Origin of the sequence: Acinetobacter sp. Q186-3 (assembly GCF_013420655.1) — a bacterium.
Taxonomy (GTDB): domain Bacteria; phylum Pseudomonadota; class Gammaproteobacteria; order Pseudomonadales; family Moraxellaceae; genus Acinetobacter; species Acinetobacter indicus.
Genome location: NZ_VOXS01000005.1, coordinates 1 through 23,861, shown reverse-complemented (window position 1 = coordinate 23,861; position 23,861 = coordinate 1). Strand labels below are relative to the sequence as shown.

General features: G+C 45.7%; 24 protein-coding genes. 9 read left to right on the top strand and 15 right to left on the bottom strand.

Annotation, left to right across the window (positions count from 1 at the left end; genetic code table 11):
* Window positions 1-4 precede the first annotated feature (4 nt).
* From lldP to FTT64_RS05895, 3 genes are all read right to left on the bottom strand, one after another.
* Window positions 5-1,675: an L-lactate permease gene (gene lldP / locus FTT64_RS05905; RefSeq protein WP_171499828.1), complete on the bottom strand. Its 1,671-nt coding sequence runs from the start codon at window positions 1,673-1,675 to the stop codon at window positions 5-7.
* Between the two features lie 501 nt (window positions 1,676-2,176).
* Window positions 2,177-2,698, bottom strand: a complete 522-nt coding sequence (locus tag FTT64_RS05900) for a hypothetical protein (RefSeq protein WP_180182190.1) — start codon at window positions 2,696-2,698, stop codon at window positions 2,177-2,179.
* A 97-nt stretch (window positions 2,699-2,795) separates the two neighbouring features.
* Entirely contained in the window at window positions 2,796-4,046 is a 1,251-nt protein-coding gene (locus FTT64_RS05895; RefSeq protein ID WP_180182191.1) for a YncE family protein, read from the bottom strand.
* A gap of 274 nt (window positions 4,047-4,320) precedes the next feature.
* Between FTT64_RS05895 and FTT64_RS05890 the strand changes: the two genes are divergently transcribed.
* A complete protein-coding gene (locus FTT64_RS05890; RefSeq protein ID WP_160241791.1) occupies window positions 4,321-4,929 on the top strand; it encodes a 5-formyltetrahydrofolate cyclo-ligase in 609 nt (202 codons plus the stop codon).
* Window positions 4,930-5,055: 126 nt separating this feature from the next.
* Window positions 5,056-7,482, top strand: a complete 2,427-nt coding sequence (lon, locus tag FTT64_RS05885) for an endopeptidase La (RefSeq protein ID WP_016659256.1) — start codon at window positions 5,056-5,058, stop codon at window positions 7,480-7,482.
* Between the two features lie 236 nt (window positions 7,483-7,718).
* On the opposite strand, the gene FTT64_RS05880 is transcribed toward lon, so the two are convergent.
* A complete protein-coding gene (locus FTT64_RS05880) occupies window positions 7,719-8,681 on the bottom strand; it encodes a M28 family peptidase (RefSeq protein ID WP_180182192.1) in 963 nt (320 codons plus the stop codon).
* Window positions 8,682-8,833: 152 nt separating this feature from the next.
* Between FTT64_RS05880 and rlmH the strand changes: the two genes are divergently transcribed.
* From rlmH to FTT64_RS05865, 3 genes are all read left to right on the top strand, one after another.
* Window positions 8,834-9,316 carry a 23S rRNA (pseudouridine(1915)-N(3))-methyltransferase RlmH gene (gene rlmH, locus FTT64_RS05875; protein WP_005179274.1) on the top strand — a complete coding sequence of 161 codons (483 nt, stop codon included), beginning with the start codon at window positions 8,834-8,836 and terminating at the stop codon, window positions 9,314-9,316.
* 112 nt (window positions 9,317-9,428) lie between these two features.
* A complete protein-coding gene (locus FTT64_RS05870) occupies window positions 9,429-10,205 on the top strand; it encodes a dioxygenase (protein WP_005179275.1) in 777 nt (258 codons plus the stop codon).
* A 155-nt stretch (window positions 10,206-10,360) separates the two neighbouring features.
* A complete protein-coding gene (locus FTT64_RS05865) occupies window positions 10,361-11,122 on the top strand; it encodes an META and DUF4377 domain-containing protein (protein ID WP_180182193.1) in 762 nt (253 codons plus the stop codon).
* A 78-nt stretch (window positions 11,123-11,200) separates the two neighbouring features.
* Here FTT64_RS05865 and gdhA read toward each other — a convergent pair whose 3' ends face one another.
* Window positions 11,201-12,544: an NADP-specific glutamate dehydrogenase gene (gene gdhA / locus FTT64_RS05860; RefSeq protein ID WP_016659259.1), complete on the bottom strand. Its 1,344-nt coding sequence runs from the start codon at window positions 12,542-12,544 to the stop codon at window positions 11,201-11,203.
* Between the two features lie 341 nt (window positions 12,545-12,885).
* Here gdhA and FTT64_RS05855 point away from each other — a divergent pair, with 341 nt between their 5' ends.
* Window positions 12,886-13,683 (top strand): RnfABCDGE type electron transport complex subunit B, encoded by a 798-nt coding sequence (locus FTT64_RS05855; protein WP_168393738.1) that lies wholly within the window; start codon window positions 12,886-12,888, stop codon window positions 13,681-13,683.
* Between the two features lie 3 nt (window positions 13,684-13,686).
* Complete coding sequence (gene nth, locus FTT64_RS05850) at window positions 13,687-14,397, top strand: endonuclease III (RefSeq protein WP_180046527.1); 711 nt, start codon at window positions 13,687-13,689, stop codon at window positions 14,395-14,397.
* A gap of 94 nt (window positions 14,398-14,491) precedes the next feature.
* Here the strand turns inward: nth and FTT64_RS05845 are convergent, their stop codons facing one another.
* From FTT64_RS05845 to FTT64_RS05830, 4 genes are all read right to left on the bottom strand, one after another.
* Window positions 14,492-14,698, bottom strand: a complete 207-nt coding sequence (locus FTT64_RS05845; RefSeq protein ID WP_104487352.1) for a hypothetical protein — start codon at window positions 14,696-14,698, stop codon at window positions 14,492-14,494.
* Between the two features lie 88 nt (window positions 14,699-14,786).
* On the bottom strand, window positions 14,787-15,446 hold the full coding sequence (gene adk, locus FTT64_RS05840) for an adenylate kinase (RefSeq protein ID WP_005179287.1): 660 nt from the start codon (window positions 15,444-15,446) through the stop codon (window positions 14,787-14,789).
* Between the two features lie 82 nt (window positions 15,447-15,528).
* Window positions 15,529-16,845 (bottom strand): hypothetical protein, encoded by a 1,317-nt coding sequence (locus FTT64_RS05835; protein ID WP_005179289.1) that lies wholly within the window; start codon window positions 16,843-16,845, stop codon window positions 15,529-15,531.
* Window positions 16,846-16,907: 62 nt separating this feature from the next.
* The gene (locus FTT64_RS05830) at window positions 16,908-17,426 is read right to left on the bottom strand and encodes a hypothetical protein (protein WP_104484164.1); all 519 of its coding nucleotides are present in this window, start codon (window positions 17,424-17,426) and stop codon (window positions 16,908-16,910) included.
* A gap of 239 nt (window positions 17,427-17,665) precedes the next feature.
* On the opposite strand from FTT64_RS05830, the gene mrdA reads away from it, so the two are divergent.
* A complete protein-coding gene (mrdA, locus tag FTT64_RS05825; protein WP_104470010.1) occupies window positions 17,666-19,678 on the top strand; it encodes a penicillin-binding protein 2 in 2,013 nt (670 codons plus the stop codon).
* 3 nt (window positions 19,679-19,681) lie between these two features.
* Entirely contained in the window at window positions 19,682-20,236 is a 555-nt protein-coding gene (gene rsmD / locus FTT64_RS05820; RefSeq protein WP_180182194.1) for a 16S rRNA (guanine(966)-N(2))-methyltransferase RsmD, read from the top strand.
* 52 nt (window positions 20,237-20,288) lie between these two features.
* On the opposite strand, the gene FTT64_RS05815 is transcribed toward rsmD, so the two are convergent.
* From FTT64_RS05815 to FTT64_RS05790, 6 genes are all read right to left on the bottom strand, one after another.
* Window positions 20,289-20,720, bottom strand: a complete 432-nt coding sequence (locus FTT64_RS05815; RefSeq protein ID WP_180182195.1) for a hypothetical protein — start codon at window positions 20,718-20,720, stop codon at window positions 20,289-20,291.
* A 338-nt stretch (window positions 20,721-21,058) separates the two neighbouring features.
* Entirely contained in the window at window positions 21,059-21,673 is a 615-nt protein-coding gene (ureG, locus tag FTT64_RS05810) for an urease accessory protein UreG (RefSeq protein WP_005179298.1), read from the bottom strand.
* A gap of 145 nt (window positions 21,674-21,818) precedes the next feature.
* Window positions 21,819-22,484: an urease accessory protein UreF gene (locus tag FTT64_RS05805; RefSeq protein WP_005179301.1), complete on the bottom strand. Its 666-nt coding sequence runs from the start codon at window positions 22,482-22,484 to the stop codon at window positions 21,819-21,821.
* Window positions 22,471-22,956, bottom strand: coding sequence for an urease accessory protein UreE (ureE, locus tag FTT64_RS05800; RefSeq protein ID WP_104487343.1), 486 nt, complete (start codon window positions 22,954-22,956; stop codon window positions 22,471-22,473). Before ureE ends, FTT64_RS05805 begins: the two co-directional genes overlap by 14 nt.
* 127 nt (window positions 22,957-23,083) lie before the next feature.
* Window positions 23,084-23,293 carry a hypothetical protein gene (locus tag FTT64_RS05795; RefSeq protein WP_104499707.1) on the bottom strand — a complete coding sequence of 70 codons (210 nt, stop codon included), beginning with the start codon at window positions 23,291-23,293 and terminating at the stop codon, window positions 23,084-23,086.
* A 181-nt stretch (window positions 23,294-23,474) separates the two neighbouring features.
* Window positions 23,475-23,861: DDE-type integrase/transposase/recombinase (locus tag FTT64_RS05790; protein ID WP_180185145.1), on the bottom strand; the 387-nt coding region annotated here is incomplete at its 5' end.

The following is a 23,861-nucleotide window of genomic DNA, read 5'->3' as shown; positions in this document are numbered from 1 at the left end:
GTGGTTATGGAATCATCCATGGGAACACATAAGCTTGTAGAGTGATAATAATACCGATCATTACGGTGAACGTGATACTGTGTTTCACGGTAAAGCGGAATAAATCCGATTCTTTACCGACTAAACCGACTGCCGCACAGGCAATTGCAATCGATTGTGGCGAAATCATTTTGCCTGTAACACCACCACTGGTATTGGCAGCAACAAGTAACACTTCTGGCACACCAATTTGCTGTGCAGTTGTGGCTTGTAAGGCTGCGAATAACGCATTGGCTGATGTGTCTGAACCAGTCAGGAATACTCCAATCCAGCCTAAAAATGGCGAGAAGAAAGTAAATGCATTACCTGTATGAGCCAAAGCCAATGCCAAGGTCGCAGACATACCTGAATAATTGGCGATAAAAGCAAAGGCCAGCACCATACCAATGGAATAAATCGGTGTTTTTAATTCATTGATGGTTTCTGCAAAGGTTTTCACCGCTTCACGTGGTTTCATTTTTAAATAAATGATGGTGATGAAAGCCGCAATCATAATTGCAGTACCCGTGGCACTCAGCCAGTCAAACTTAAAGATGGCATCGTAGTCTTTGACGTCTGCCACCACAGGCGGCATTTTTTGTACCAGTTGATGTAAAAATGGCACCTTGATGGAAATGACCCAGTCATGCATTGCACCATCTTTAGCAAATAAATCTTTAAACGGTTTGATGCTCCAAATCGTAACCATCACCGTTAAAATTGCAAAGGGTGACCATGCTTTGACAATCTGACCGATGCTGTATTTTTGCTGTTGTTCTGCAACTAAGTTGGCATCCACTTTTGTGTCTGCATCGCTAAAACGGAAAATATGTTTAGGCTGCCAGAATTTAAACAGTACGGTTAAGCTCACCAACGATGCAATTGCAGCGGTAATATCTGGCAACTCTGGCCCAACAAAGTTAGAGGTCAAGTATTGTGCAATCGCAAAAGCACCACCACCCACCAACACTGCAGGCCAAGTTTCTTTCACACCGCGCCAGCCATCCATAATTGCCATAATCCAGAACAGCACAATAGGCACCATAAATGGCAACTGACGTCCAACCATCTGGCTGATTTCCATGGTTTCTACGCCTGAAACCTGACCTGCCACAATAATTGGAATACCCATTGCACCAAACGCAACTGGTGCGGTATTCACAATCAAGCATAAACCCGCAGCGTATAAGGGTTTAAAACCTAAACCCACCAATAAAGCTGCAGTAATTGCCACTGGCGCCCCAAAGCCCGCTGCACCTTCTAAAAATGTCCCAAACGCAAAGCCGACTAATAGCATCTGGAGACGCTGATCTTCTGTAATCGAAAGAATAGATGAGCGAATAATGTTAAATTGCCCTGTTTTTACAGAGATTTTATATAAGAATAATGCGCCAATAATAATCCATGCGATTGGCCACAAACCGTAGAAAAATCCATAGATCAATGAAGCAAAAGCCATTGGTGCAGGCATGCCATAGGCAAATAAAGACACTAATAACGCCAAAATCACCGTAATTGTTCCCGCAACACTTCCCTTTAAGCGAAATACAGCTAGTGCCAAAAAGAAAAAAATAATCGGGATTGATGCAATAAGACTCGAAATCCAAATATTTGCCATTGGATCATAGATCTGTTGCCAATGTTGAAGCATTGTCATCTCCTTGAAATGCTCACTCAAACGTAAACATAGGTCTAAGCGTAGAGGTAAAATTCTAATTTTGGTCTGACCAATATTGAAATAAAAATCAAAATACCCTCAATATTTGCAACAAATAATAGTTTTATACAAATAAATGTCAATATTGGTCTGATTATTTATTTAAATGGTCATACCAATTTAAATTAAGATGATCTATGTTTGCAGCATAAAAAATGCGGTGAAGAAAAATTTAAACTTTGTTTTTTCTGTAGTTTTTAAAAGGAGGGAAAAACCAAATTTATTTCGCACAGCTTTATACAACTTTAGTCCAATACAATGGAATCAGTGTGCTGTCTTCTAAGATGAATTGAACGCTTGATAAAATGAATCGTAGATAAATTCAGCTCAAGTGGCCGCTATTCGGTTTAGAAAACATGTTGGTTAAAGAATATTTTAGACAAAAAAATAACGCCATTGTTGACTGCAACAATGGCATTATCGTGTATTTATAACAGCAGATCATAAGCTTATCTGTGGGCTTAGCCTGTCACCCCCCACGTTTAGACGTTTTAAACGCGAAATATGCAAATCAATTTGCCCTGCAATTTCAGGTAAAATTTGCTTTAAGAACTGGCTATAGTTCATTGCATCTTCTGCTCTTAATACGCCTGCTTGTACCAATTGTTCCTGCTGTAGCAACATACTTTGTACACGGTTTAAATCAGGTTTTTGCCCTTGGCTTAACCCTGTACTAATTTGCTCAAAGCCTAAATACAACTGATCACGTTGCTGGATTAATTGCTGCATTTCAACTGCAGATACCGCAGCACGCTCTAGCATAGCGTTTGTTTCAATTACATTTTCAGATTCATCTGAAAATAGACTTTGCATTGTTTCTATCTCTGTGGAAGCTGCGTTCGGTTTCACCCATACTGTTTCCGAAACAGTCTTATTCGGCGGTTGAAACATATACACCACGGTAAACAACACCGCGACAGCCAAAACAAAAAAGCCAATACCGAGCCATCGAGTCCCTTTCATGTGCACGCTCCATAGGTAAACCATTCTAAAATGCGCTCAATTCAAATATCGTCTTGAGCGCTTTAGTATGTTTTGCCTGTTATGATCGGCTTAAAAATTACGGCGTCGACCAATCGCTTGGTGCATAACCCAAACGTACTCGCTGTGGGTGATTCCCTACTGGCACACTGCGGACTTTTTCTCCTGTAGCGAAGTCAATCACCGTGACCACATCGGTTTCACTTTCTGAAATCACACAGCTTCTGCCATCTGGACTACGGGTTGCCCAATATGGTTTACCTGCAGGAATCAGTTTGCCAGCTTTTAAACTCTGACGGTCTACAATGGTCGCGTAATCATCCATCGTACCTGCCACACAGAGTTTTTCGCCATCGGCACTAATGGATAAACCATGATGGCGCGAGTCATTAACCCATTTGCTGCGGTCTTTAGGAATAGTGCTACTACCCGGCAACTGGGCGATGCGAGTAATCTTGTCCTGATTTAAATCATATTCGACCAGACCATTAAAGAAAGACACCTGCGCATAGAGCTTGCTTTCATCTTTACTGAACACCATCGGACGTACCGAGTTCGACAGGTCTTTACGTCCAAAAGCATCTAAAGCCGGACGCAAATCAATTTTTTTCAGCACCTTATAGGTATTGGCATCGGCGATGGTGATATAGCGTTTGCCCTTGGTGAAATCCTGCCACTGTGCATCGAGTGAGGTTTCCACATTGCCAATTGCCGAGTTCAGAATTTTGCTGCCATTGGCAAAATAGATGTTTTCATGTGGCTTATCGCCCGTTGCAAAACGGCCCAGCTCTTTACCGGTATGAATGTCCAAGACATGCACCACATTACCAGAAGAAGCTGACACCGCCACACGCTGACCATCTGGTGATACCGCCATGTGGTCTGCACGGAAACCTTCGACTGGCGTACGCCAATTAATTTTGCCCGTTTTAATGTTGATGGATACCACATCGGCAAAACTTGGACGTGAAGCTACAATGGATTGTCCATCTGGGGTGGAATACATATCATCCACCAACTGGTCATTGCCCTCACCTGCAGTTTGTTGAATGTAAGTGTAGGCAATTAGCTTGATTGGATTTAAATGAATTTCCAGCAGCCGCTGTTTGCGGTCCGGAATCATATTCACCACCCCAATCTTGCCAAAATCACCGGAAGGACGAATCACTGTGACCGTTCCATCCCAGTTATTGCCCACAAAGAAAACCTGTTTGGAATTGGCCGGTGCAGGCATTTCTGTAGAGGCTGCCTGAGCAACGCTAGCGCTGAGTGCCGTGACAGCACAAACGGCCGGCAGCAGATATTTACGCAGGGTATTTTTATAGTCCATGTTATTGTTTTCCTAACCATGTGTTCATTTTTAATTTGTTCTTGTCATACTCACGTATCAACACTGCATAAGCATAAAGACAACAGGCCCTAGAAATCTATCCGCTTGCTGTAAAATCCGACGGAAACCCATTTGATCTTGCAGATCGAGCATCAATAAGCTCCGGTTTTTGCAATACATCTTATTAGTGAAAATCTGTAACGGTCCTGCTCCCTTTGCAAGTCATGCAGAAAGGATTAAACTGCGGGCACCACTCATTTTTATGCTCCGCTCTGTGACCCACGACCTGATCCAGCTCCGTAAACAGCTGCGCAAACAACGCCGCCAGTTAAACCGCTTTCAGCAGCGTCAGGCTGAACAGCAGGTATTGCAGCGGTTACGTGCTTGGCCGGCGTATCGGCAGGCTCAGAAAATTGGCGTGTATTTGCACGCCTTTGGTGAAATTCATACCACTAAAATCATTGAACTCTGTTTTGCCCAAGGTAAACAGGTGTATTTACCAATGATCTGCAATATGAATGACCGGCTGGTCTGGGTGCGTATTCAGCAGGGTCAATATCGCCATAAACGCTTTGCTCACCATCGTTTGGGTATGCAGGAACCGATGGCCAGTCGTGGCCGGCATGTCTCCGAACTTGATCTGCTCTTGATGCCTTTACTGGCCTGTGACCGACGCGGAACCCGGATTGGAATGGGCGGCGGCTATTATGATAAAACGCTGGCCAGCGCCCCGACCACACCGCTGCGGGTCGGCCTGTGTCATGATTTCCAGATTGTGGATGTCCCTTTGGCGCGTGAGGCCTGGGATCAGCCGTTAGATGCCCTGATCAGTCCACATTTCCAGTATTCTTTTCAGCGCAAGTTTGCGATTTATAATCATTAACAATGAATTAAAATCATCAACTTAGCTAAATTTCCAACAATTTATAGACTTCGGCCCTTGTAATTTTTAAATTACCCATCACTATAAAAAACATGGCAACACCGTTGTCACTCATTAGGAGTGCCCATGTCTGAAATTATTATGAATGAACAAACCTTAGAGCCTCAGGTTCCAAGTGTATTACCGCTTTTAGCGCTACGTGACGTGGTGGTTTATCCGCACATGCAAATTGCGCTATTTGTAGGTCGTGAAAAATCGATCAATGCAGTTGATGTGGCTCGTAACAGTGACAATCTAGTATTTGTAGTTGCGCAAAAAGATTCGCTTACAGAAGAAATTGATCACGACAATTTATATCAATACGGTACTGTCGCGAAGATTGTGCAAGTTGTGAATCACGAAAATGATGAGAACTGCATCAAAGTCCTGATTGAAGGTCTGCATCGCTCGAAGCTGGTCGAAATTATCGAAGAAGAGGACCATCTAAAAGCAGAACATCAGTTAAGCCCAATGACGGTTGCGGTAGACAGTGAGGTTCAGGCCACACGTGTGCTCGAATTGCGTGCCCTGTTTGCACAATATGCCGAAGCAAAATTACGTAATGCGCGTGAACTGATTGCTGCGGTCAACAAAATTGATGACCTGCTGCAATTGCTGTTTTTTGTGGCGACCCGCGTTCCACTGAATATCGAAGTGAAACAGAAATTCCTGGAACACGACGAGTTTGAAGCACATTTACAGGAACTCATGACCTATTTGCTGCAACAGTCTGAAGAACAGCAGATTGAGCAAACCCTGCATGATTCTGTCAAACGCCAGATGGAAAAAAACCAGCGCGAATACTTCCTGAATGAAAAAATGAAAGTCATTCAGCGCGAACTTTCCGATATGAATGGCGGTGCGGAAGATGACGTTGCGGAAATTGAAAAACGTTTGGCCGAAGCTGATTTACCAGAACACGTGCGTAAAAAAGCCGAATCTGAACTGCGCAAGTTAAAAGCCATGCAACCGGCGTCGAGTGAAGCGGCGGTGGTCCGTAACTATCTTGAAGTGATTCTGGATACGCCGTGGAACAAGGCCAGCAAAGTCAGCATCAACCTGAATAAAGCGCAGGAAATTCTGGATGCCGATCATTATGGTCTGGACGAAGTCAAAGAACGCATTGTGGAATATCTGGCTGTTCAATCACGCGTGAAAAAACTGCGTGGTCCTATTCTGTGTCTGGTAGGTCCTCCGGGTGTTGGTAAAACCTCTTTGGGTGAATCAATTGCTAAAGCCACTGGCCGTGAATTTGTACGTATGGCGCTGGGCGGCGTACGTGATGAAGCGGAAATCCGTGGTCACCGTCGTACCTATATTGGCGCGATGCCAGGTAAAATTGTGCAGTCTTTAACCAAGGTTGGCGTCAAGAACCCGCTGTTCCTGCTCGACGAAATTGACAAGATGGCACAAGATTACCGTGGCGATCCTGCCTCGGCGATGCTGGAAGTACTCGATCCATCACAAAACAACAAGTTCAATGATCACTATTTAGATCTGGACCTGGACCTGTCTGAAGTGATGTTTATCTGTACTGCCAACAGCATGAATATTCCCGAAGCGCTTCTGGACCGTATGGAAGTGATTCGTCTTCCGGGTTATACCGAAGAAGAAAAAGTGAATATCGCCGATCGTTACCTGGTGCCAAAAGCCATCAAGAATAACGGTTTACGTGGCAAAGAACTGACCGTACATGAAGAAGCAATTCGTGACATCGTACGTCGTTATACCCGTGAAGCCGGTGTGCGTAGCCTGGAACGTGAAGTCTCTAAAATTGCACGTAAAGTGGTCAAAGAAGCGGTCAGCAAAAAAGCCAAAAACCTGCAGGTTGAGGTCAACGCGGGCAACTTGCCAGACTACTTGGGTCCACACAAATTCGACTTCGGCATGGCGGAAGAAGAAGCAGAAGTGGGTCGCGTAAATGGTTTGGCCTGGACCTCTGTGGGCGGTGAATTACTGACCATTGAAGTGGCGACCATGAAAGGCAAAGGTACCTTCATTACCACCGGTTCACTCGGTGATGTCATGCAGGAGTCGATTAAAGCAGCCATGACTGTGGTGCGTACCCGTGCCGACTCTTTGGGCATTGAGTCTTCAGTCTTTGCTGAAACCGATGTACACGTGCATTTACCTGAAGGTGCTACACCAAAAGATGGTCCATCGGCAGGTCTGGCGCTAACTACCGCGCTGGTATCAGCCTTTACCGGTATTCCAATCCGTCCGGATATTGCCATGACCGGTGAAACCAGCTTGCGTGGTCGTGCTATGCGCATTGGTGGCTTGAAAGAGAAACTGTTAGCCGCACACCGTGGTGGTATTAAACTGGTATTTATTCCACAGGAAAACGTCCGTGACCTGGCGGAAATTCCGGATAACGTCAAAGACGGTCTGGAAATTAAAGCAGTGAAATCCATTGATGAGATTTTACCGCTGGCATTAACCTCAATGCCAAAACCGCTGGTGAAAGCACCGATTGTAAAACCAGTAGAAGAGGGTAAGGCTGCACGTCACTAAGTGGTGCCTTCATATCTTCTCCACAAAAGAGAGCTTCGGCTCTCTTTTGTTGTTTTCGGGTGATGAAATGTTCCACTTGAAAAATTTCCGTTCATCTCCATCTATAATAATACAGAGCATATTGCTGTAAGTTTCTTTTTTTATTCCTGCTCATCGTATGGCCATTCAAACTCCAGATGAATGGCCTGTTTGACCGCAGTCCTACTCTATTTCAGGGCTGCGTTTTTTATGGCCGCTTATAGCGTCGCCCCGAGCAGTTGATGAATCAGCCCATCAATCACCTGGCCCATTTTGGTGACATTTAAAGTATCCAGCGTATCCTTTTCGGTATGATAATTCGGATTACGATAATGCGAAGTATCGGTAATCAGTAGCGCCGGAATATCATGCTGCCAATAACTGCGATGATCCGAAAACCCGGCTGCACTGACAAACGCCGGCATCACCAGCCGTTCACACTGCAATTTATCTAACAGGCGCATCTGCTGACAGTATTGCTCACCCAGCGCATTGGACTGAAAATTACTGATCGCGGCAATATAATTGCCATGACTTGGATAAATCCATTTTAACCCCATCGGATACTGCTGGATTAAACGCGAATCATAGTAGCCAATCATTTCCAGCACATAGACTGCCTGAATATGCTCTTTTTCGGCCAGAATAGATTTGGCATGTACCTGACTGCCCATAAACTCGGTCTGATAATACGGTGCTTCTTGCAGGGTATAAAAAACAAACTCGACATTATGCGGTAGCTTGGTTTTTTCCTGGCTTAAAATACGCGCTATTTCAATTAATCCGGCCACACCGGAAGCATTGTCATCAGCGCCCTTCTGGTTGCCATGCACATCATAATGCGTACCTAAAATCACCCGATCTGAACGGCCAACCTTTAAATGACAGACCACATTGCGATAACTTTTTCCATTCACCGGATAAGTCTGGTACTGGCATGGAATGCTGAATAAACGCATCTGCTCTTTAATCCAGGCCGAAACCCGGTTCAATTCTTCAATATTTTTATGATTACGGTACACGCCCGGCGGCCCGATAATCTGCTGCAAATAGACTTTCAAGTTTTGTGGATCGGCCGGTTCATATAATGAAATGGCGGCGGATAGCGGCTGCATCCAGCCCAGCAGCAAAGTACAACCCAATATCCCTAAACCGTTTTTAATCTGTTGAAATAACCACATTTATTATTGTTCCATACAAAAGCAGGTTTTATTGTCCTGTGGCTCATTAAAGCAACAGCAGCATACAGATTACAATTTCAAATTGTGTCTTTTCTCCTGCACAAACGGCTTTCAAGGTTATAATTACTTTTCATTTTCCTGCCTGTTTTATTATGAAAATTCGTATTCTGACCATTGGTCAAAAAATGCCGGCTTGGGTACTGACTGGTTTTGAAGATTATTTCAAACGTATACAGCCTTTTGTACAAACCCAGATTATTGAATTGCCGATGGCCAAACGCGGCAAAAATGATTCAGAAGCCGATATTTTAAAATACCGGCAGATTGAAGGTGACAGCATCTTAAATGCCCTGAAAGCCAATGAAACCCTGATTGCACTAGAAGTGGGTGGGCGTGAATTCAGCACCGAAAAACTGGCTGAAACCATGAAAGGCTGGATGCTGGAAGGCAATGATATTGCCTTGGCGATTGGCGGCCCGGATGGTCATTCTGAAGCGGTGCGCAAAGCTGCAGCATGGCACTGGTCTTTATCTAAACTGACCCTGCCGCATCCACTGGTGCGAGTGATGCTGATTGAACAGCTGTACCGGGCCATGAGCATTAACCATAATCATCCTTATCATCGGGCGGGTTAAGAAAACCCTACCCATTGTTTCGTATTTAGAACATTCTGTTGAACCCGACCCGGTTTAATAAAGCATGTCGCTTTGACATGATAGGATCAGAATCGTGACATAGGCTTTCATTATGAATTTACAGACCCTTCCCGGCTTATTTATATCGCATGGTTCGCCTATGCTCGCGCTCAATCCTGAACAGGTCGGGCCGGCGCTTGCCCGTTTAAGCACCAACCTGCCCAAACCGCAGGCGATTGTGGTGATGTCGGCGCATTGGGAAAGTCGCAGTCTTGAAGTCAACACCGGTATTCGTCCAGAAACCTGGCATGATTTCCGCGGCTTCCCGGAAGAGCTGTACCAGATTCGCTATCCGGCACCGGGACAACCTGAGCTGGCCGAAGAAGTATTACAGCTACTGGCCAATGCCGGTTTTAATGCGCATGCCAACAGCACCCGCCCGCGCGATCATGGGGTATGGATGCCTTTGCTGCATATGTATCCTGAAGCGGATATTCCGGTAATTGAAGTGTCGTTGCCGATGCATCTGCAGGCTGCAGATCTGTACAAGATTGGCCAGACTTTGGCAGTGTTACGAGAACGCCAAATTCTGCTGATTGGTTCAGGCAGTATTACCCATAATTTAAGAGAGTTATCTTGGGACAACCAGCACAGCGTGGTGCCAGAATGGGCTTCGACTTTCCGTAATTATGTGGTCAGCAAACTGGCGCATCAGGACTATGATGCGGTACTGGACTGGCCGACTATTCCTTATGTGCATCGCAACCATCCAACCATCGAACATCTGGCCCCCCTATTTTTTAGCATGGGCACCGGGCATCGTTTTAGTATTGTGCATAGCAGCTTTACCATGGGCGCACTGGGTATGGATATTTACCGCTTTGACTAAAATCTAGCGCGACCAAACATAATTTTTTCTTATTTATTAACAAAAAATTATTTATGGATACATTTTGCAACCGGAAAAGGGCAAATGTATCCATTTTTTTAAATAGCAAATCGGTTATATTCTGATGAATTTCCGATAAGTGCTTTATTTATAAAATGAAACTCAAATATTTAGCCATTTTACTTTTCCCTTTAAGCTTGGCCGCTTGCCAGAGTAGTGATCTGCAACGTGCGGGAGATCTTGCAGTGTCTGTATTACAACAACAAAATGCCGATAAGATTGTCAGCGCTTACCAATGGTCTTTAGATACCGGCACAGCCAAACCCTTGACCCTGAATTTTAATGACAATGGCCGTTTAAGTATTGGCACCAGCTGTAACCAGATGGGCGGTAACTGGCAGATTAACAACAACCAGTTGCAGGTCGGTATGTTAATCAGTACCGAAATGGCCTGTGAAGCCAGCGCCATGCAGCAGGAACGTTTTGCCGCTGCCCTGTTCCAGAAACCTGTCAGCGTGCAGCTGGACATGAAAGATACACAGCAACCGAGCTTGATCTTGACCGCTGCAGATGGCCAGCAACATACTTTTCAGGGCAAAATGACGCCGGAAACCAAATACCAGTCGGCCGGTGAAACCATCTTCCTGGAAATTTCCCCGGAAACCAAAGCCTGTACCGGCGTTGCTCCACAAACCTGCTTGCAGGTACGCGAAGTCAAATACAATGAACAGGGTCTGAAAACCCAGGTTGATCAGGACTGGACTTTATTCTATGACCAAATTGAAGGCTTTCAGCACAATCCGAATGAACGCCAGATTATTCGGGTCAAGCGTTATGAACTGAAAAACCCGGCGGCTGATCAATCCAAATATGCCTATGTACACGATATGACGGTTGAAACTGGCCGGATCAATTAACAGCAGATCTTTAAAAAATAACCCATAAAAAAACCGAGGTCAGTGCCTCGGTTTTTTCAGCTTATACGCAGTTAAAACTTAGTATACGCCTTGAGCCAGCATTGCATCAGCAACTTTTACGAAGCCTGCAATGTTCGCGCCGTCTACGTAGTTAACAGTACCATCTTCCTGAGTACCGTATTTCACGCAGTTGCGGTGAATTTCTTTCATGATTGCGTGTAAACGCTCATCTACTTCTTCAAACGTCCAGCCCAAACGTAATGCGTTTTGAGACATTTCCAGACCAGAAGTCGCTACACCACCAGCATTTGATGCTTTACCTGGTGCATACAGAATTTTCGCCTCAACGAATTTCTCAACTGCGTCTAAAGTAGACGGCATGTTGGCACCTTCAGCCACACAGATTGCACCGTTAGCCAGTAATACCTCAGCATCTTCACCGTTTAACTCGTTTTGAGTTGCACATGGCAGCGCGATGTCACACTTGATACCCCAAGGACGTTTGCCTTCCAAGTATTCAAAACCGTGTTTAGACGCAAATTCAGAGATACGGCCACGTTTGATGTTTTTCAGATCCATCACTTCTTTCAGCAATTCGTCTGTGAAACCATCTTTTACATACACAGTACCGTTAGAGTCAGACAGTGAAACCACTTTCGCGCCCAGGAACATGGCTTTTTCAGCAGCGTATTGCGCGACGTTACCTGAACCAGAGATTGCTACGACTTTGTCTTTGAAGCTGTCGCCACGAGTTTTCAGCATTTCCTCAGCGAAATAAACTGTACCGTAACCTGTTGCTTCTGGACGTGCCAAAGAACCACCAAATGTTAAGCCTTTGCCCGTGAACACACATGAAGTGTCATTGCTCAGCTTTTTCATCATACCGGCCATATAGCCAACTTCACGGCCACCTACACCAATATCACCCGCCGGGATATCTGTGTCTGAACCTAAATGACGATAAAGCTCGATCATTAACGCCTGGCAGAAACGCATGATTTCGCCTTCAGATTTACCTTTAGGGTCAAAGTCTGAACCGCCTTTACCGCCGCCCATTGGCAAAGTAGTTAAGGCATTTTTGAAAGTCTGTTCAAAACCTAAGAATTTCAGGATAGACAAGTTCACTGACGGGTGAAAACGCATACCACCTTTGTATGGACCAATTGCCGAGTTGTATTGAACACGGAACGCACGGTTCACATGAGTTTGACCCTGATCATCTACCCAGGAAACGCGGAACTGGATCGCACGTTCTGGCTCGACTAAACGCTCTAACAGACCATGTGCAGCGTATTGAGGATTCTTTTCAATGAATGGCCACAGGCTGGTCATCACCTCTTCTACTGCTTGTAGAAACTCTGGTTGATAGGCATCACGTGTTTTAACGTAATCTAGGAAATCGTTAAGGCTGTTATATTTCAACGCTTAATCCTCAGCAGAATGTTGGATCAAAATTGGGCAAAATTTCAATCAATGATTTATTTTGGCGCAAAATATTAAATATCTTTTGTTAACAATCTACAATAGTTTTTTTCAAAAAACTTTATTTAATCCATATTTTCAATAAATTAGATTGATCAAAATTGAAAAATTATTCCATTTTTTGTAAGCAAATATGTATTTAAAATTGACCATTTTGCCCAAAAATAAAGCAGATTATGGTCCAACTTTGTACACAAGCTTAATGCTTGAAAACATGCTAGAATCTGCGGCTCAGGTTTATTGTTCGCTTTCTCTGCGCCCTTCGCAGCCGTGGTTTTTACATGAATTCGCAAATTGCTCTCATCCAGAATATTGATGCCCTGCTTCCTCAAACCCAATGCGGTTTATGTGGACATCGGGATGGATGTTTACCCTATGCAAAGTCGATTGCCGAAGGTGAAGCCGCCAATAAATGTGTACCGGGCGGTCAACCGGTTGCCGATGCGCTGGCCAAACTGCTGGGCAGAGAACGCTTAACCGCCGAAGCCAGTGTCTGGCCCATTCAGTCCGATGGCCGTCCGCAGCGTATGAAAGCGGTGATTCGTGAAGATGAATGTATTGGCTGTACCAAATGTATTAATGCCTGCCCGGTCGATGCCATTTTAGGTTCCGGCAAACTGATGCACAGCATTCTGACCGACCTGTGTACCGGCTGTGAACTGTGTATTCCACCCTGCCCGGTGGACTGTATTGATCTGGTCGAAGATGTCAAACCCGTACCCACAGACGCGGAGCGGATGAGCGAGCAGAATGATTTACGCCAGCGTTATTATGCGCACATTCAGCGTGAAGAACTGCGCCGCCTGCACCGCAAAGGGCCGGTAGTGCGTGCTGAAATTGATACCGCGCTGTTTGCCCAGTTCTCGCAGCAGACCGATGCCGTACCGGAAATCCAGATGGTTGAAAAAGCCGATCATCCGGCTGTCACCCACGATGCCAAAACCACCATTGAGCTGGCCAAGCTCAGAACCCAGATCAAAAAATTAGAAAAACAGCTGAGTGTGCGTGAAGATGCCAACAAGCGCGCGCAACTGGTGCAGCTTCAGCAACAATTACAGCACTTACAGGGAGAGGCCTAATTCATGAGCAGCGCAGTCAAACCGGTAAAAAACTTGACCCGAAAGCAAGTCTATACCTTTTTTGAGCGCTTGCGTGAACAGCGGCCGCATCCAACCACCGAACTGAATTTCTCCTCACCGTTTGAATTGCTGGTGGCAGTGACCTTATCGGCGCAGGCCACCGATGTTAGCGTGAACAAAGCCACAGACAAATTATTTCCGGTAGCGAATACTCCGGAAGCGATTTATGCACTGGGGGTTGAGGGGCTAAAGGACTATATCAAGACCATTGGCCTGTATAACTCCAAAGCGGAAAATGTGATTAAGGCCTGTAAAATCCTGATTGAAAAGCACAACAGCCAGGTACCGGAAAATCGGGCCGATCTGGAGGCCTTGCCAGGTGTGGGGCGTAAAACAGCCAATGTGGTGCTGAACACAGCGTTTGGTCAACCGACCATGGCAGTCGACACGCATATTTTCCGTGTCGGCAACCGGACCGGTTTAGCCGTGGGTAAAAATGTGCTGGAAGTGGAGCACCGTCTGGTGAAAGTGATTCCGAAAGAATTTATCGTTGATGCACATCACTGGCTAATTCTGCATGGCCGCTATTGCTGTATTGCCCGCAAGCCTAAATGCTATGAATGTGTAGTGGCCGATGTCTGTAACTGGCCAGACCGGTTTGAGTTTGGAGCTGCGCGCCAGATTGCAGTCAAAAATATTGAAGCTGAATCCTGAATTCAGCTTTTTTTATACTTGAAGATGACCTGCGCTGCATATTCGAGGTAGATCATTCAATAATGCTGACCTAAGCCGGGCGACCAAAAGCCGCTTAGTCTTGTGCGTCTTTATCTTGCGCTTTTTTCTGCTGCTCTAATTGCGCCTGCAATTTAGGATGCAATTGACGTTGCTGTGGCTGGTTGGCATTTTCAGCACGTTCTTCCTGACGCACTTTTAGCAGCATTTTATAGCTGATATAAAACAGACCCACCAACATGGCCAGGAACAGCACCATTAAAATTAACACACCAATTTTCACCGAGGCAGTTTCCTTATACGCACGCAAATAAAAAAGGAGCCCTACTATGACCGAGGACTCCCTTAAAGTCAAAACAATCAGCGGGTGATTATTTTGCCTGATCTAAAATTGCGAACAGATCCGCTTGTACATCTTCAATTGGACGTAGACCGTTAAGTTTGTCATACGTCGGTGCATTTTCACCTGTCGCTGCGCGGCCTTGGTAGAAACCAACCAGCTGCTCAGTTTCAGTGTGGTAAGACGCTAAACGCTTACGAATGGTTTCTTCCTGGTCATCTGGACGTTGTACCAGATCTTCACCCGTTTCATCATCTTTACCTTCCACTTTTGGCGGATTGTAAACGATGTGATAAACACGACCAGAAGCCGGGTGCTGACGGCGACCAGACAGACGCTGTACGATTTCTTCGTCCGGTACATCAATTTCAATCACGTGATCAATGTTGATACCTTCTTTTTCCAGCGCTTCCGCTTGTGGAATAGTACGCGGGAAACCATCAAAAATGCAGCCATTGGCACAATCAGGTTGAGCAATACGCTCTTTCACTAAACCGATGATCAATTCATCTGAAACCAGACCACCGCTTTCCATTACGTTTTTAGCCTGTAGACCTAATTCAGTACCTTCACGAATCGCAGCACGGAGCATATCACCGGTTGAAATTTGTGGGATATTGTAGCGCTTACAGATCAACTGAGCTTGTGTACCTTTACCTGCTCCAGGTGGTCCGAGTAAGATAATGCGCATAAAAAAACATCCTCATTTTTAACAATGTACATGACACTTTGTTCATGACGAACTCAGGTTCGACATGCTGTCCAGCATCCAATTATAAGAAAGCGACAAACAAATGTATTAAACCAGCAATAAAACCGGTTACCCCTCCCAATACAATCAAGATCCATTCATCTTCCTGAAAGGCAGGACGCAATAAATTTTGAAACTCTCTTGGTGTAAGTTCAAGAATACGTTCTCTAAACATTTGATAGATTTTCTGTGCACGGCTCGCATTAAAGGCTGGGTCGCATACAGGCACCATCGTAATTTCAATTGAGCGATCGATCAAGTCTGTCTTGAGTTTTGCGTATTCTTTTGGCCCTAAAGACAATTGTAAAGAGGTTCTGACCAGTGGGGTTTCCATAATTTCATTAATATGGCGTTTAACAATCCGACGGGTCTTGTCTTTTTTACTGCCATACATCATTTCGGTCATAATGGATTTTAAAGTAATTAAATCTTCGGTGACCACACTGGCAAATACATCAGACACCTCTTCCTGGCGCTTCATAAAGGCACCCTGAACATTATAGGTGCCAATGCGCGGAATAACAGGTTTAATCCACGGAAATTTGCGACTCTGTGTTCGCGTAAAAAATTGTGGATACTTCACATAATGCGGTTCAATCGGGTTGAACACCATCCAGATCGCAATCCAGTTGGTTAAAAAGCCCCAGATGGCGGCCCAGAATGGTACGGTCCAGTGCCACGGCACAATAAACCAGACAATCATCTGGAATATACCAAAGAACATCCCGATTAACGCACTGATATGCCAGATAAAGTTAATTTCTTTCTGGCCCACTTTCAGGAACATGCGCACCATTAAACGGCGGTCGCCTTCCATCTGGCGTACCACCATTTCGCGCATATCCACCAGTGACTCGACATTCAAAGTCAGTTCAGTGACCAGTTCACGTAGCACCGCAGGCAGCTGTTTATGTGCCTGGGCATAAATGCGGCGTTTAATTGAATACGGCAGGTTCTCCCACAGCACAGCATTGCGATCGATCATCACCTCATCAATTAAATGCTCCAGCTCGAAACCGACCTGCTCGCCAATAATCCGTGCCATATCTTCCGGGTCCATGGCATCCAGAAATTCGCGCAATGAGCCCAGTTTAGACAAGGTATTGTCGGTAATAATGCCTGAAATACGCCCGGCCTTTCTCGGCACAATCCCCTGCCAGCCCACCGGCAATGGCCCCAAATGAAAGCCCCAGAAATTAATGGGATAGAACACCATTTTCAGTGCCATCCACACGTGGGCCCAGGTCACAAAAGCGGTGACAGGGATAATGCTGAGCACAGCCCAAAAATCCGGGCGATTCAAAAAGGTTTGCCACAACTGATTGATGTACTCAAGCATGCATATTTTCCATATTTATTTCTAATTACCGGATTCTAAAAGCATTTAACTCGCTATTCTGGCTATAAACCCACACTTAAAGTATAGGAAAATTGTAGTTTTGGCTCGGTTTCTGCAATCACCCGACCGGCCCGATCTTCCAGTTTTTCACCTGCACCAATCCCCACACTAAAGGTACTGATCCGTTCACGGCTCAGCAAGACATAAGCAAGATCTACACCAGCGCCCAGACGTGCTTTCTCTTTCTGGTCGACCACTTTGGATTCAAGATGACCCGCATAAGCTCCGATATAATAACCATTTTTATCTTTACCGGTGAAATGATATGGCAAGCGAAAGCCAATTTGTCCACCCGGTTCATGATCCCCATTTAAAAATGCCCCGGCTTTGGCATAGGCAATGCCGTAGGGATTGACCCATTCTGCATTTAAATGAAGTAATTTTTGTGTAATTCCTGCCCCGATATTCCAGGTTTTTGTATCTTCCCCGGTCAATTTTGCCTGTGGGAAAAAAGAAGATTCTTCGGCATAGGCCACATTGCACAGTGCAATACATGCCACTAAGGAATATACTTTTTTCATTATTTTCACCAAGTTCCTTAATTCTAATTGTAAAACAATCCTGTTTTATTTTTTTGACTGTAGCAGATTTACCCGGATTCTTATATACAGCAGCCGATCTTTTTATTGTCGCAAAAGTCAAAAACCTAAATCACATTATTTGTGCCGAATCGGTCATGCAGGCATACGCAAAACGCTGTGTTATCGGCTAGAATAACAGCCCTATTCTCATCTCCTTGATCTGTTTAAGCCGATTGCATATGAAACAGCACTTTCCTTTAAAAAACGTTCAGCAAGAAAAGCGCATTTTTCGCAATCGGGTGTTCATCTCTATCGGGCTGGTCAGTTTCTTTTTGCTGCTGCTGGTGGTGCGTTATGCCTATCTGCAAATCAGTAGCTTTGATGAGTTTGCCACCGCATCTGACAAAAACCGGATTCGCCTGCAACCCTTAGCGCCCGCACGCGGTTATATCTATGACCGTAATGGGGTGTTGCTGGCCGATAACTATCCGGTCTTTACCGCGACCTTAAGCCGGGCCGATGTCGAAGATATTGATGCCACCATCGAACGGCTGACCCCGATTCTGGAACTGACTGAAGAAGATATTGAACGCTTCCAGAGCCGGATTAAAACCGCGCGTAAAACTGAACGGGTCTCCATTAAACTGAATCTGAACGAAACCGATATTGCCCGTTTCAGTGAAGTAAAATTCCAGTTTCCCGGGGTGAATATTGAAACCCAGATGACCCGTTACTATCCACATGGTGAGCTGTTTGCGCATGTGATTGGTTATGTGGGCCGGATCAATGACAAAGAGCTGAAAGAGATTGATAAAGATGCCTACGCCGGCACCAACCTGATTGGTAAAATTGGCGTAGAAAAATCATATGAGCATTTACTGCACGGCGTACCGGGTAATGAATCGGTCGAGGCCGATGCACACGGTAATGTACTGCGTCATTTGGGCCGTAAAGATCCGGTTCGCGGTAATGATCTATACCTGTCCTTAGATTATGGCCTGCAAGTGGTGGCCTCTGAACAGCTGGCTGGCCGCCGTGGTGCGATTGTCGCGCTTGATCCACGTACCGGGGAAATTCTGGCGCTGGTGTCGAGCCCCAGCTTTAACCCGAACCTCTTTGTCACCGGCATCAGCCATACCAACTATGCCGCCCTGCGTGACAATATTGACCAGCCGCTGTATAACCGTGCCGTGCAAGGGGTGTATCCGCCCGGCTCGACCATTAAGCCAATGTTTGGTTTAGGCGGGATTCATTATGGTCTGGTCGACTGGAGCACTGCGATTCAGGATTATGGCTATTTCACCTTACCGGGCGATAGCCACCGTTTCCGTGACCATAAAAAATCGGGGCATGGCATTGTCAATATGCACACTGCTCAGGTGGTGTCCTGTGATACCTATTTCTATGTACTATCCTACCGGATGGGCATTGAAAAGATGAATGACTGGATGCGCCAGTTTGGTTTTAGTGAGCGCACTGGTGTCGATTTACCAAGTGAAAGCACCGGCCTATATCCAAGTCCGGAATGGAAGATGCGTACCCGCAATGCCAAATGGATGCGCGGTGAGACCATTTCGGTCAGTATTGGTCAGGGCGCCTTTACCGCGACGCCATTACAACTGGCCATGGCCACTGCCATTACCGCCAACCAGGGCTTTAAAGTCACGCCACACGTGCTGCGTGAAAGCCGCGGTGCGCGTCCATTTAAGGTGCATAATGGTACCAATGGCCGCATTGAATTTAACGGGACCGACGAAGACTGGATTAAAATGCGCGATGCCATGGTGGATGTCATTCAATCAGGCACCGGTAAAGGCATTAAAGGCGGCCTGCAATATTCAATTGCCGGAAAAACCGGGACCGCGCAGGTCAAAAGTATTGCGCAGGGCAAACGCTATAATGAAGCGCTGCTCACCGACCGTCAGCTTGACCACGGTTTATTTGTCGGCTTCGCTCCGGCAGAAAAACCTGAAATTGCCATTGCGGTGATTCTGGAAAATGGCCGTGGTGGGAGTGCTGCCACTGCCCTGGCCCGTCCAATTCTGGATTACTGGCTACTCAACAAAGACAAGAATCCGATTCGCCCATCTGCGGCCCAAATTAGTGGTGGCCTGATGACCGCCGGTTTAAAGCCAAGTGAACTGCCAAGTGCCGAAGGTGCTCGTAGCACCACCACTCCGGCTCAGGATACTGCTGCATCTGCGCCAGCAACACCGGCCGCTGCCCCATCTGCCACAATAGAGAGTGACTAAACCATGAAAAACCAGCTACGAATTATTGGTGGAGACTGGAAACGTCGCCAGTTGGCCTTTGCCAGTATTGACGGTTTACGCCCGACGCCGGACCGGGTGCGTGAAACCCTGTTTAACTGGCTGATGTGGGATGTGCAAAATGCCAAAGTGCTGGACCTGTGTGCCGGCTCGGGGGCGCTTTCCTTTGAAGCGCTATCACGTGGTGCTGCACAGGTCACCATGATTGAACCGGACCCCACTCAAGCCCAGTTCCTGACCCAGAACCTAGAACTGTTAAAAGTCACCAAAGCCCGCGCCCAGTTAAAAATCAGTACTGCACAGCAGGCGCTGGCCAGCCTGAAAGACAGCTATGATCTGGTGTTTCTTGATCCGCCTTATAACCTGGATTTATGGGAACAGCTGGCACAATTGGCTGATCCATTAATTCAGGATAAAGGCTTGATTTATGTCGAGGCCGACCGTGATCTAAACCAGCTAAAACTGCCGGCCTCCTGGCAGCAAATCAAGGAAACCAAAGCCGGTACAGTCCGCGCCGGACTGTATCAGAAATCACTTTAACGTTTGATTGAACGGTTATAAAAAAAGGATTCCAGATGGAATCCTTTTTGATTTATACGCCCGGTCGTAATGGACGCTGCACCCCAGAAGTCGGCGGCAAAGCCGTGACGGGTTTGGCCTTAGCTGGATTACTCGCCTGTGGTTTTTTCGCTGGCGGCTTGTTGGCCACCGGACGATTTGGCTTTACTGGTTTGCTTTGTGCAGGTTTACTCTGTGTCGGTTTATGTGCAGGACGGTTGGCCTGACCCGGTTTTTGCCCATGCGGACGTTGAGCATGTGGACGATTCACTGGCTTAACCGATGGACGCTGCTGAATATACACCGGACGGCGTTCATTTTCCCAACGCGACACGGTATATGGATAGTTTGAATAGCCTCGATCATATCCGGTATAGACACTATGTCGTGGACCATTCTCATACGGCGTGACCACACACCCGGTAAGCGCCACCGCCACCAGCGACACAAAAACCAGCTTTTTCATGCAATTTATCCCCTGTTCAGATGGCTGCATTTTCAGCAATCAGCATGAATTTACTGGCAATTTTTTGTTGCGTTCCTGTATGTGCAAGTTCATATTTCATCCATATCTAGGCTATTTTTCTGGTGGATAAAAGAAAAGACTGGCCGAGTTTCTGCCGAGTTAAGGTTTTATCTGCCCTGCCTGATCTACTATTTGCAAGTGGAGATCAAAATTGGTTCAGAAAGATGAGCTTTTGACTCGATATTCAAGCAGTGCAAATGTTAAATGCTCACAAGAAAAAAGACAGCCATAGCCATCTTTTTAGAATCAGGGAAAAATAGAGATATTGCTTAGGCTATTTAGTTTTTAAACAGGCCCTGTTTTTCAATAAACTCAATAATCTGCTCCAAACCATCTTTGGTTTTCATATTGGAAAATAAAAATGGTTTATCACCACGCATGCGCTTGGCATCCTGATCCATTACTTCCAGACTGGCGCCGACCATCGGGGCTAAATCGGTTTTGTTAATAATCAGCAAATCAGATTTGGTAATGCCCGGCCCACCTTTACGTGGAATTTTTTCACCACCGGCCACATCAATCACATATAAAGTCAGATCGGATAATTCCGGACTAAAGGTTGCCGCCAAGTTATCGCCACCACTTTCAATAATGATCAATTCCAAGCCATCGAACTTTTCACACAAGTCGTCAATCGCTGCCAGGTTAATCGAAGCATCTTCACGGATGGCAGTGTGCGGACAGCCACCTGTTTCGACACCGACAATCCGGTCTGGGCTCATGGCTTCGTTGCGGGTAAGAAAGTTGGAGTCTTCCTTGGTATAAATGTCATTGGTGACCACCGCCATGTTATAGCGCTGGCGCAAGGCCTGACATAAATTGAGAGTAAGTGCAGTTTTACCTGAACCGACTGGACCACCGATGCCGACACGTAATGGAGAACGTTCTGTCATGTTGATTTTCCTTTTCTTGTCCCTCTCCTCTTAGGAGATAAGCAGTCATACTGCGCTAAGGTGAGGTGATTTCCCTCTCCCAAAGGGAGAGAGAATATTGATTAAATTTTTGAGCCCTCTCAATCTCCCTTTAAAAAGGAAGACTTTAAGAACGAAATAAGCGTGAATACTGAGTTTCATGCGCCATACTCAGCATGGCGTAATTGGGTAAGGCGCTACTGAGCTGCTCATCTTCCAGCGTTAAGGCTTTTTCGATGGCTGCCGGAACCTGCTCATGTAAATACCATAAAATCCGTTGCCCACTCATCTGCCCCAGCGGGACAGTTTTCACAGCCGCCAGCACCTGATTTTCCAGCACAGTAAAGGTATAAGCGGTTAATACATCTGCGTCATTGAGACCCAACTGGCCGCAGAGCTGGGCATAAACCGGCACAAAACCTAGCTGTTTTTTCACCGTCACCGGCATTTTCAGCACATCTTTAATCCATGCATTAAGAGAAAATGCCAGCTGCTGTGATTCTGCTAAAAGTTCACGGCTTTCCCGACTGGCACGATAAATCTGCGCCCAATGATCAAACTGTGTGTCATCATCATAAAATTGCATCAGCCGTTTTAAGACCGGTAGTTCAAAACGTACCAGTAGCATCTCCAAGACTTCTTCAAAGTAGGCGATGCTACTGCTTTCATCTTGAATCAGGCCCTGATCAATCGCACTTTCTACCCCTTGCGAATAGCAATACGCTCCGACCGGTAACGCTGTCGAGGACAGGGTTAGCAGTTTGAGCAGTTGCGCTGCATTAGTGATGGGCATGGGCGTGAATAGCCTTGATCGGGCTTAAACGATGATCATGACTGTGCTGTGCGTATGCCCCGCTTTCTGGTTCAAAGGGATGCTCGACTTCACTCACAGTCAGACCCAGTCCAATGACCATTTCAGCCAGCACATGATCTGGTTCAAAATACAGTGCAGTTGGCGTGAGCATCAGCGGTACATGGCGGTTGCCGAGGTGATACGCCGCTTTCAATAAATCAAAATCGGTTTGGGCGACCACTTGCATCAGGTGTTCAGGTTTTGCATCGACCCGGAGTACATCCCCTTGTTCAGTGGCAATAAATGAGCCGCTACGCAAAATGCCGGTACGCGGCAGGTCTGCACCAATATCGGCGCCTGATTTTAATGTTGCACGAAATCGGCTCTTTTGGCGGGTGTCAAAACTGAGTTCGACGGTTTCAAAAGTGCTTCCCTCTGAAATGTGTTCTATTCGTTGAGTGTAGATGTTCATGCTGTTCCTTTTGTCACGAAGATGTTTTGCTTTGGCTTATGTTTTTCAATTTCAAAGCAAAACATCTGTAAATTTACGCATCAAAAGTAAGCATTTTTTATGCCAATTATGAGTTTTATTGGTGCGTTTACTTCCTAAATTCACTCACTAATTTAGCAAGTTGTTCCATACCATCAAATGTGGTTGGGATTTTGTCATCTGATGATACAAGGGGTGAAAAGATAATATTTTCAAATTTCTCAAAGCCTGCTGCATTTTTCTTATGTAGTTTTTCTGAATCTTCAGCATAGTTATGAATAAACTGACAAAGTGTCATTCGTAGTTCAAGCTGCATCATTTGAGATTGTACAGAACGGACGTGCTGTAAACTCACTCTTACAAAATACAGAATAATCAGCATAAATGTTGAAACAGGGAACATTACATATAACAGGTACTTTAGAATATCCTCACCTTTTATTAGAAATCCCAAAAAAAGAAAATATGATCAGAGTCAATGGAGTAATGGCCTGTAGTGGTCAACAAATATTGGACACAGTTTTAAGTTTTTGTTCAGCCTCATAAGGGCTGACCCCTTGATTAAAATGATGTGGTCGGATGCGGTTGTAGTACTGCATTAAATAAAAACCAATGTCTGCTTTGGCTTCTTGAATGGAATGGTAACCAAGTTTTGGGATCCATTCCGTTTTAAGACTTCTAAAGAGTCTCTCTGTAGGTGCATTATCCCAACAATTCCCTCTGCGGCTCATACTCTGCACCATTGCATATTGCTGAAGCTTATATCTGAACAGATAACTTTTATACTGACTGCCTTGATCGGTATGAAATATTACGCCTGTAGGTCTACCTCTGGATCGCCAAGCATCTTCTAAAGCATTAGTCACTAAATGCTGACAGGCTTGATC

What these genes read in the sequence shown, in the direction of transcription:
- lldP (WP_171499828.1), bottom strand. Translation starts at nt 1,675, where the DNA reads ATGACAATGCTTCAACATTGGCAACAGATCTATGATCCAATGGCAAAT.
- FTT64_RS05900 (WP_180182190.1), bottom strand. Translation starts at nt 2,698, where the DNA reads ATGAAAGGGACTCGATGGCTCGGTATTGGCTTTTTTGTTTTGGCTGTC.
- FTT64_RS05895 (WP_180182191.1), bottom strand. Translation starts at nt 4,046, where the DNA reads ATGGACTATAAAAATACCCTGCGTAAATATCTGCTGCCGGCCGTTTGT.
- lon (WP_016659256.1), top strand. Translation starts at nt 5,056, where the DNA reads ATGTCTGAAATTATTATGAATGAACAAACCTTAGAGCCTCAGGTTCCA.
- FTT64_RS05880 (WP_180182192.1), bottom strand. Translation starts at nt 8,681, where the DNA reads ATGTGGTTATTTCAACAGATTAAAAACGGTTTAGGGATATTGGGTTGT.
- rlmH (WP_005179274.1), top strand. Translation starts at nt 8,834, where the DNA reads ATGAAAATTCGTATTCTGACCATTGGTCAAAAAATGCCGGCTTGGGTA.
- FTT64_RS05870 (WP_005179275.1), top strand. Translation starts at nt 9,429, where the DNA reads ATGAATTTACAGACCCTTCCCGGCTTATTTATATCGCATGGTTCGCCT.
- FTT64_RS05865 (WP_180182193.1), top strand. Translation starts at nt 10,361, where the DNA reads ATGAAACTCAAATATTTAGCCATTTTACTTTTCCCTTTAAGCTTGGCC.
- FTT64_RS05855 (WP_168393738.1), top strand. Translation starts at nt 12,886, where the DNA reads ATGAATTCGCAAATTGCTCTCATCCAGAATATTGATGCCCTGCTTCCT.
- nth (WP_180046527.1), top strand. Translation starts at nt 13,687, where the DNA reads ATGAGCAGCGCAGTCAAACCGGTAAAAAACTTGACCCGAAAGCAAGTC.
- adk (WP_005179287.1), bottom strand. Translation starts at nt 15,446, where the DNA reads ATGCGCATTATCTTACTCGGACCACCTGGAGCAGGTAAAGGTACACAA.
- FTT64_RS05835 (WP_005179289.1), bottom strand. Translation starts at nt 16,845, where the DNA reads ATGCTTGAGTACATCAATCAGTTGTGGCAAACCTTTTTGAATCGCCCG.
- FTT64_RS05830 (WP_104484164.1), bottom strand. Translation starts at nt 17,426, where the DNA reads ATGAAAAAAGTATATTCCTTAGTGGCATGTATTGCACTGTGCAATGTG.
- mrdA (WP_104470010.1), top strand. Translation starts at nt 17,666, where the DNA reads ATGAAACAGCACTTTCCTTTAAAAAACGTTCAGCAAGAAAAGCGCATT.
- rsmD (WP_180182194.1), top strand. Translation starts at nt 19,682, where the DNA reads ATGAAAAACCAGCTACGAATTATTGGTGGAGACTGGAAACGTCGCCAG.
- FTT64_RS05815 (WP_180182195.1), bottom strand. Translation starts at nt 20,720, where the DNA reads ATGAAAAAGCTGGTTTTTGTGTCGCTGGTGGCGGTGGCGCTTACCGGG.
- ureG (WP_005179298.1), bottom strand. Translation starts at nt 21,673, where the DNA reads ATGACAGAACGTTCTCCATTACGTGTCGGCATCGGTGGTCCAGTCGGT.
- FTT64_RS05805 (WP_005179301.1), bottom strand. Translation starts at nt 22,484, where the DNA reads ATGCCCATCACTAATGCAGCGCAACTGCTCAAACTGCTAACCCTGTCC.
- ureE (WP_104487343.1), bottom strand. Translation starts at nt 22,956, where the DNA reads ATGAACATCTACACTCAACGAATAGAACACATTTCAGAGGGAAGCACT.
- FTT64_RS05795 (WP_104499707.1), bottom strand. Translation starts at nt 23,293, where the DNA reads ATGATGCAGCTTGAACTACGAATGACACTTTGTCAGTTTATTCATAAC.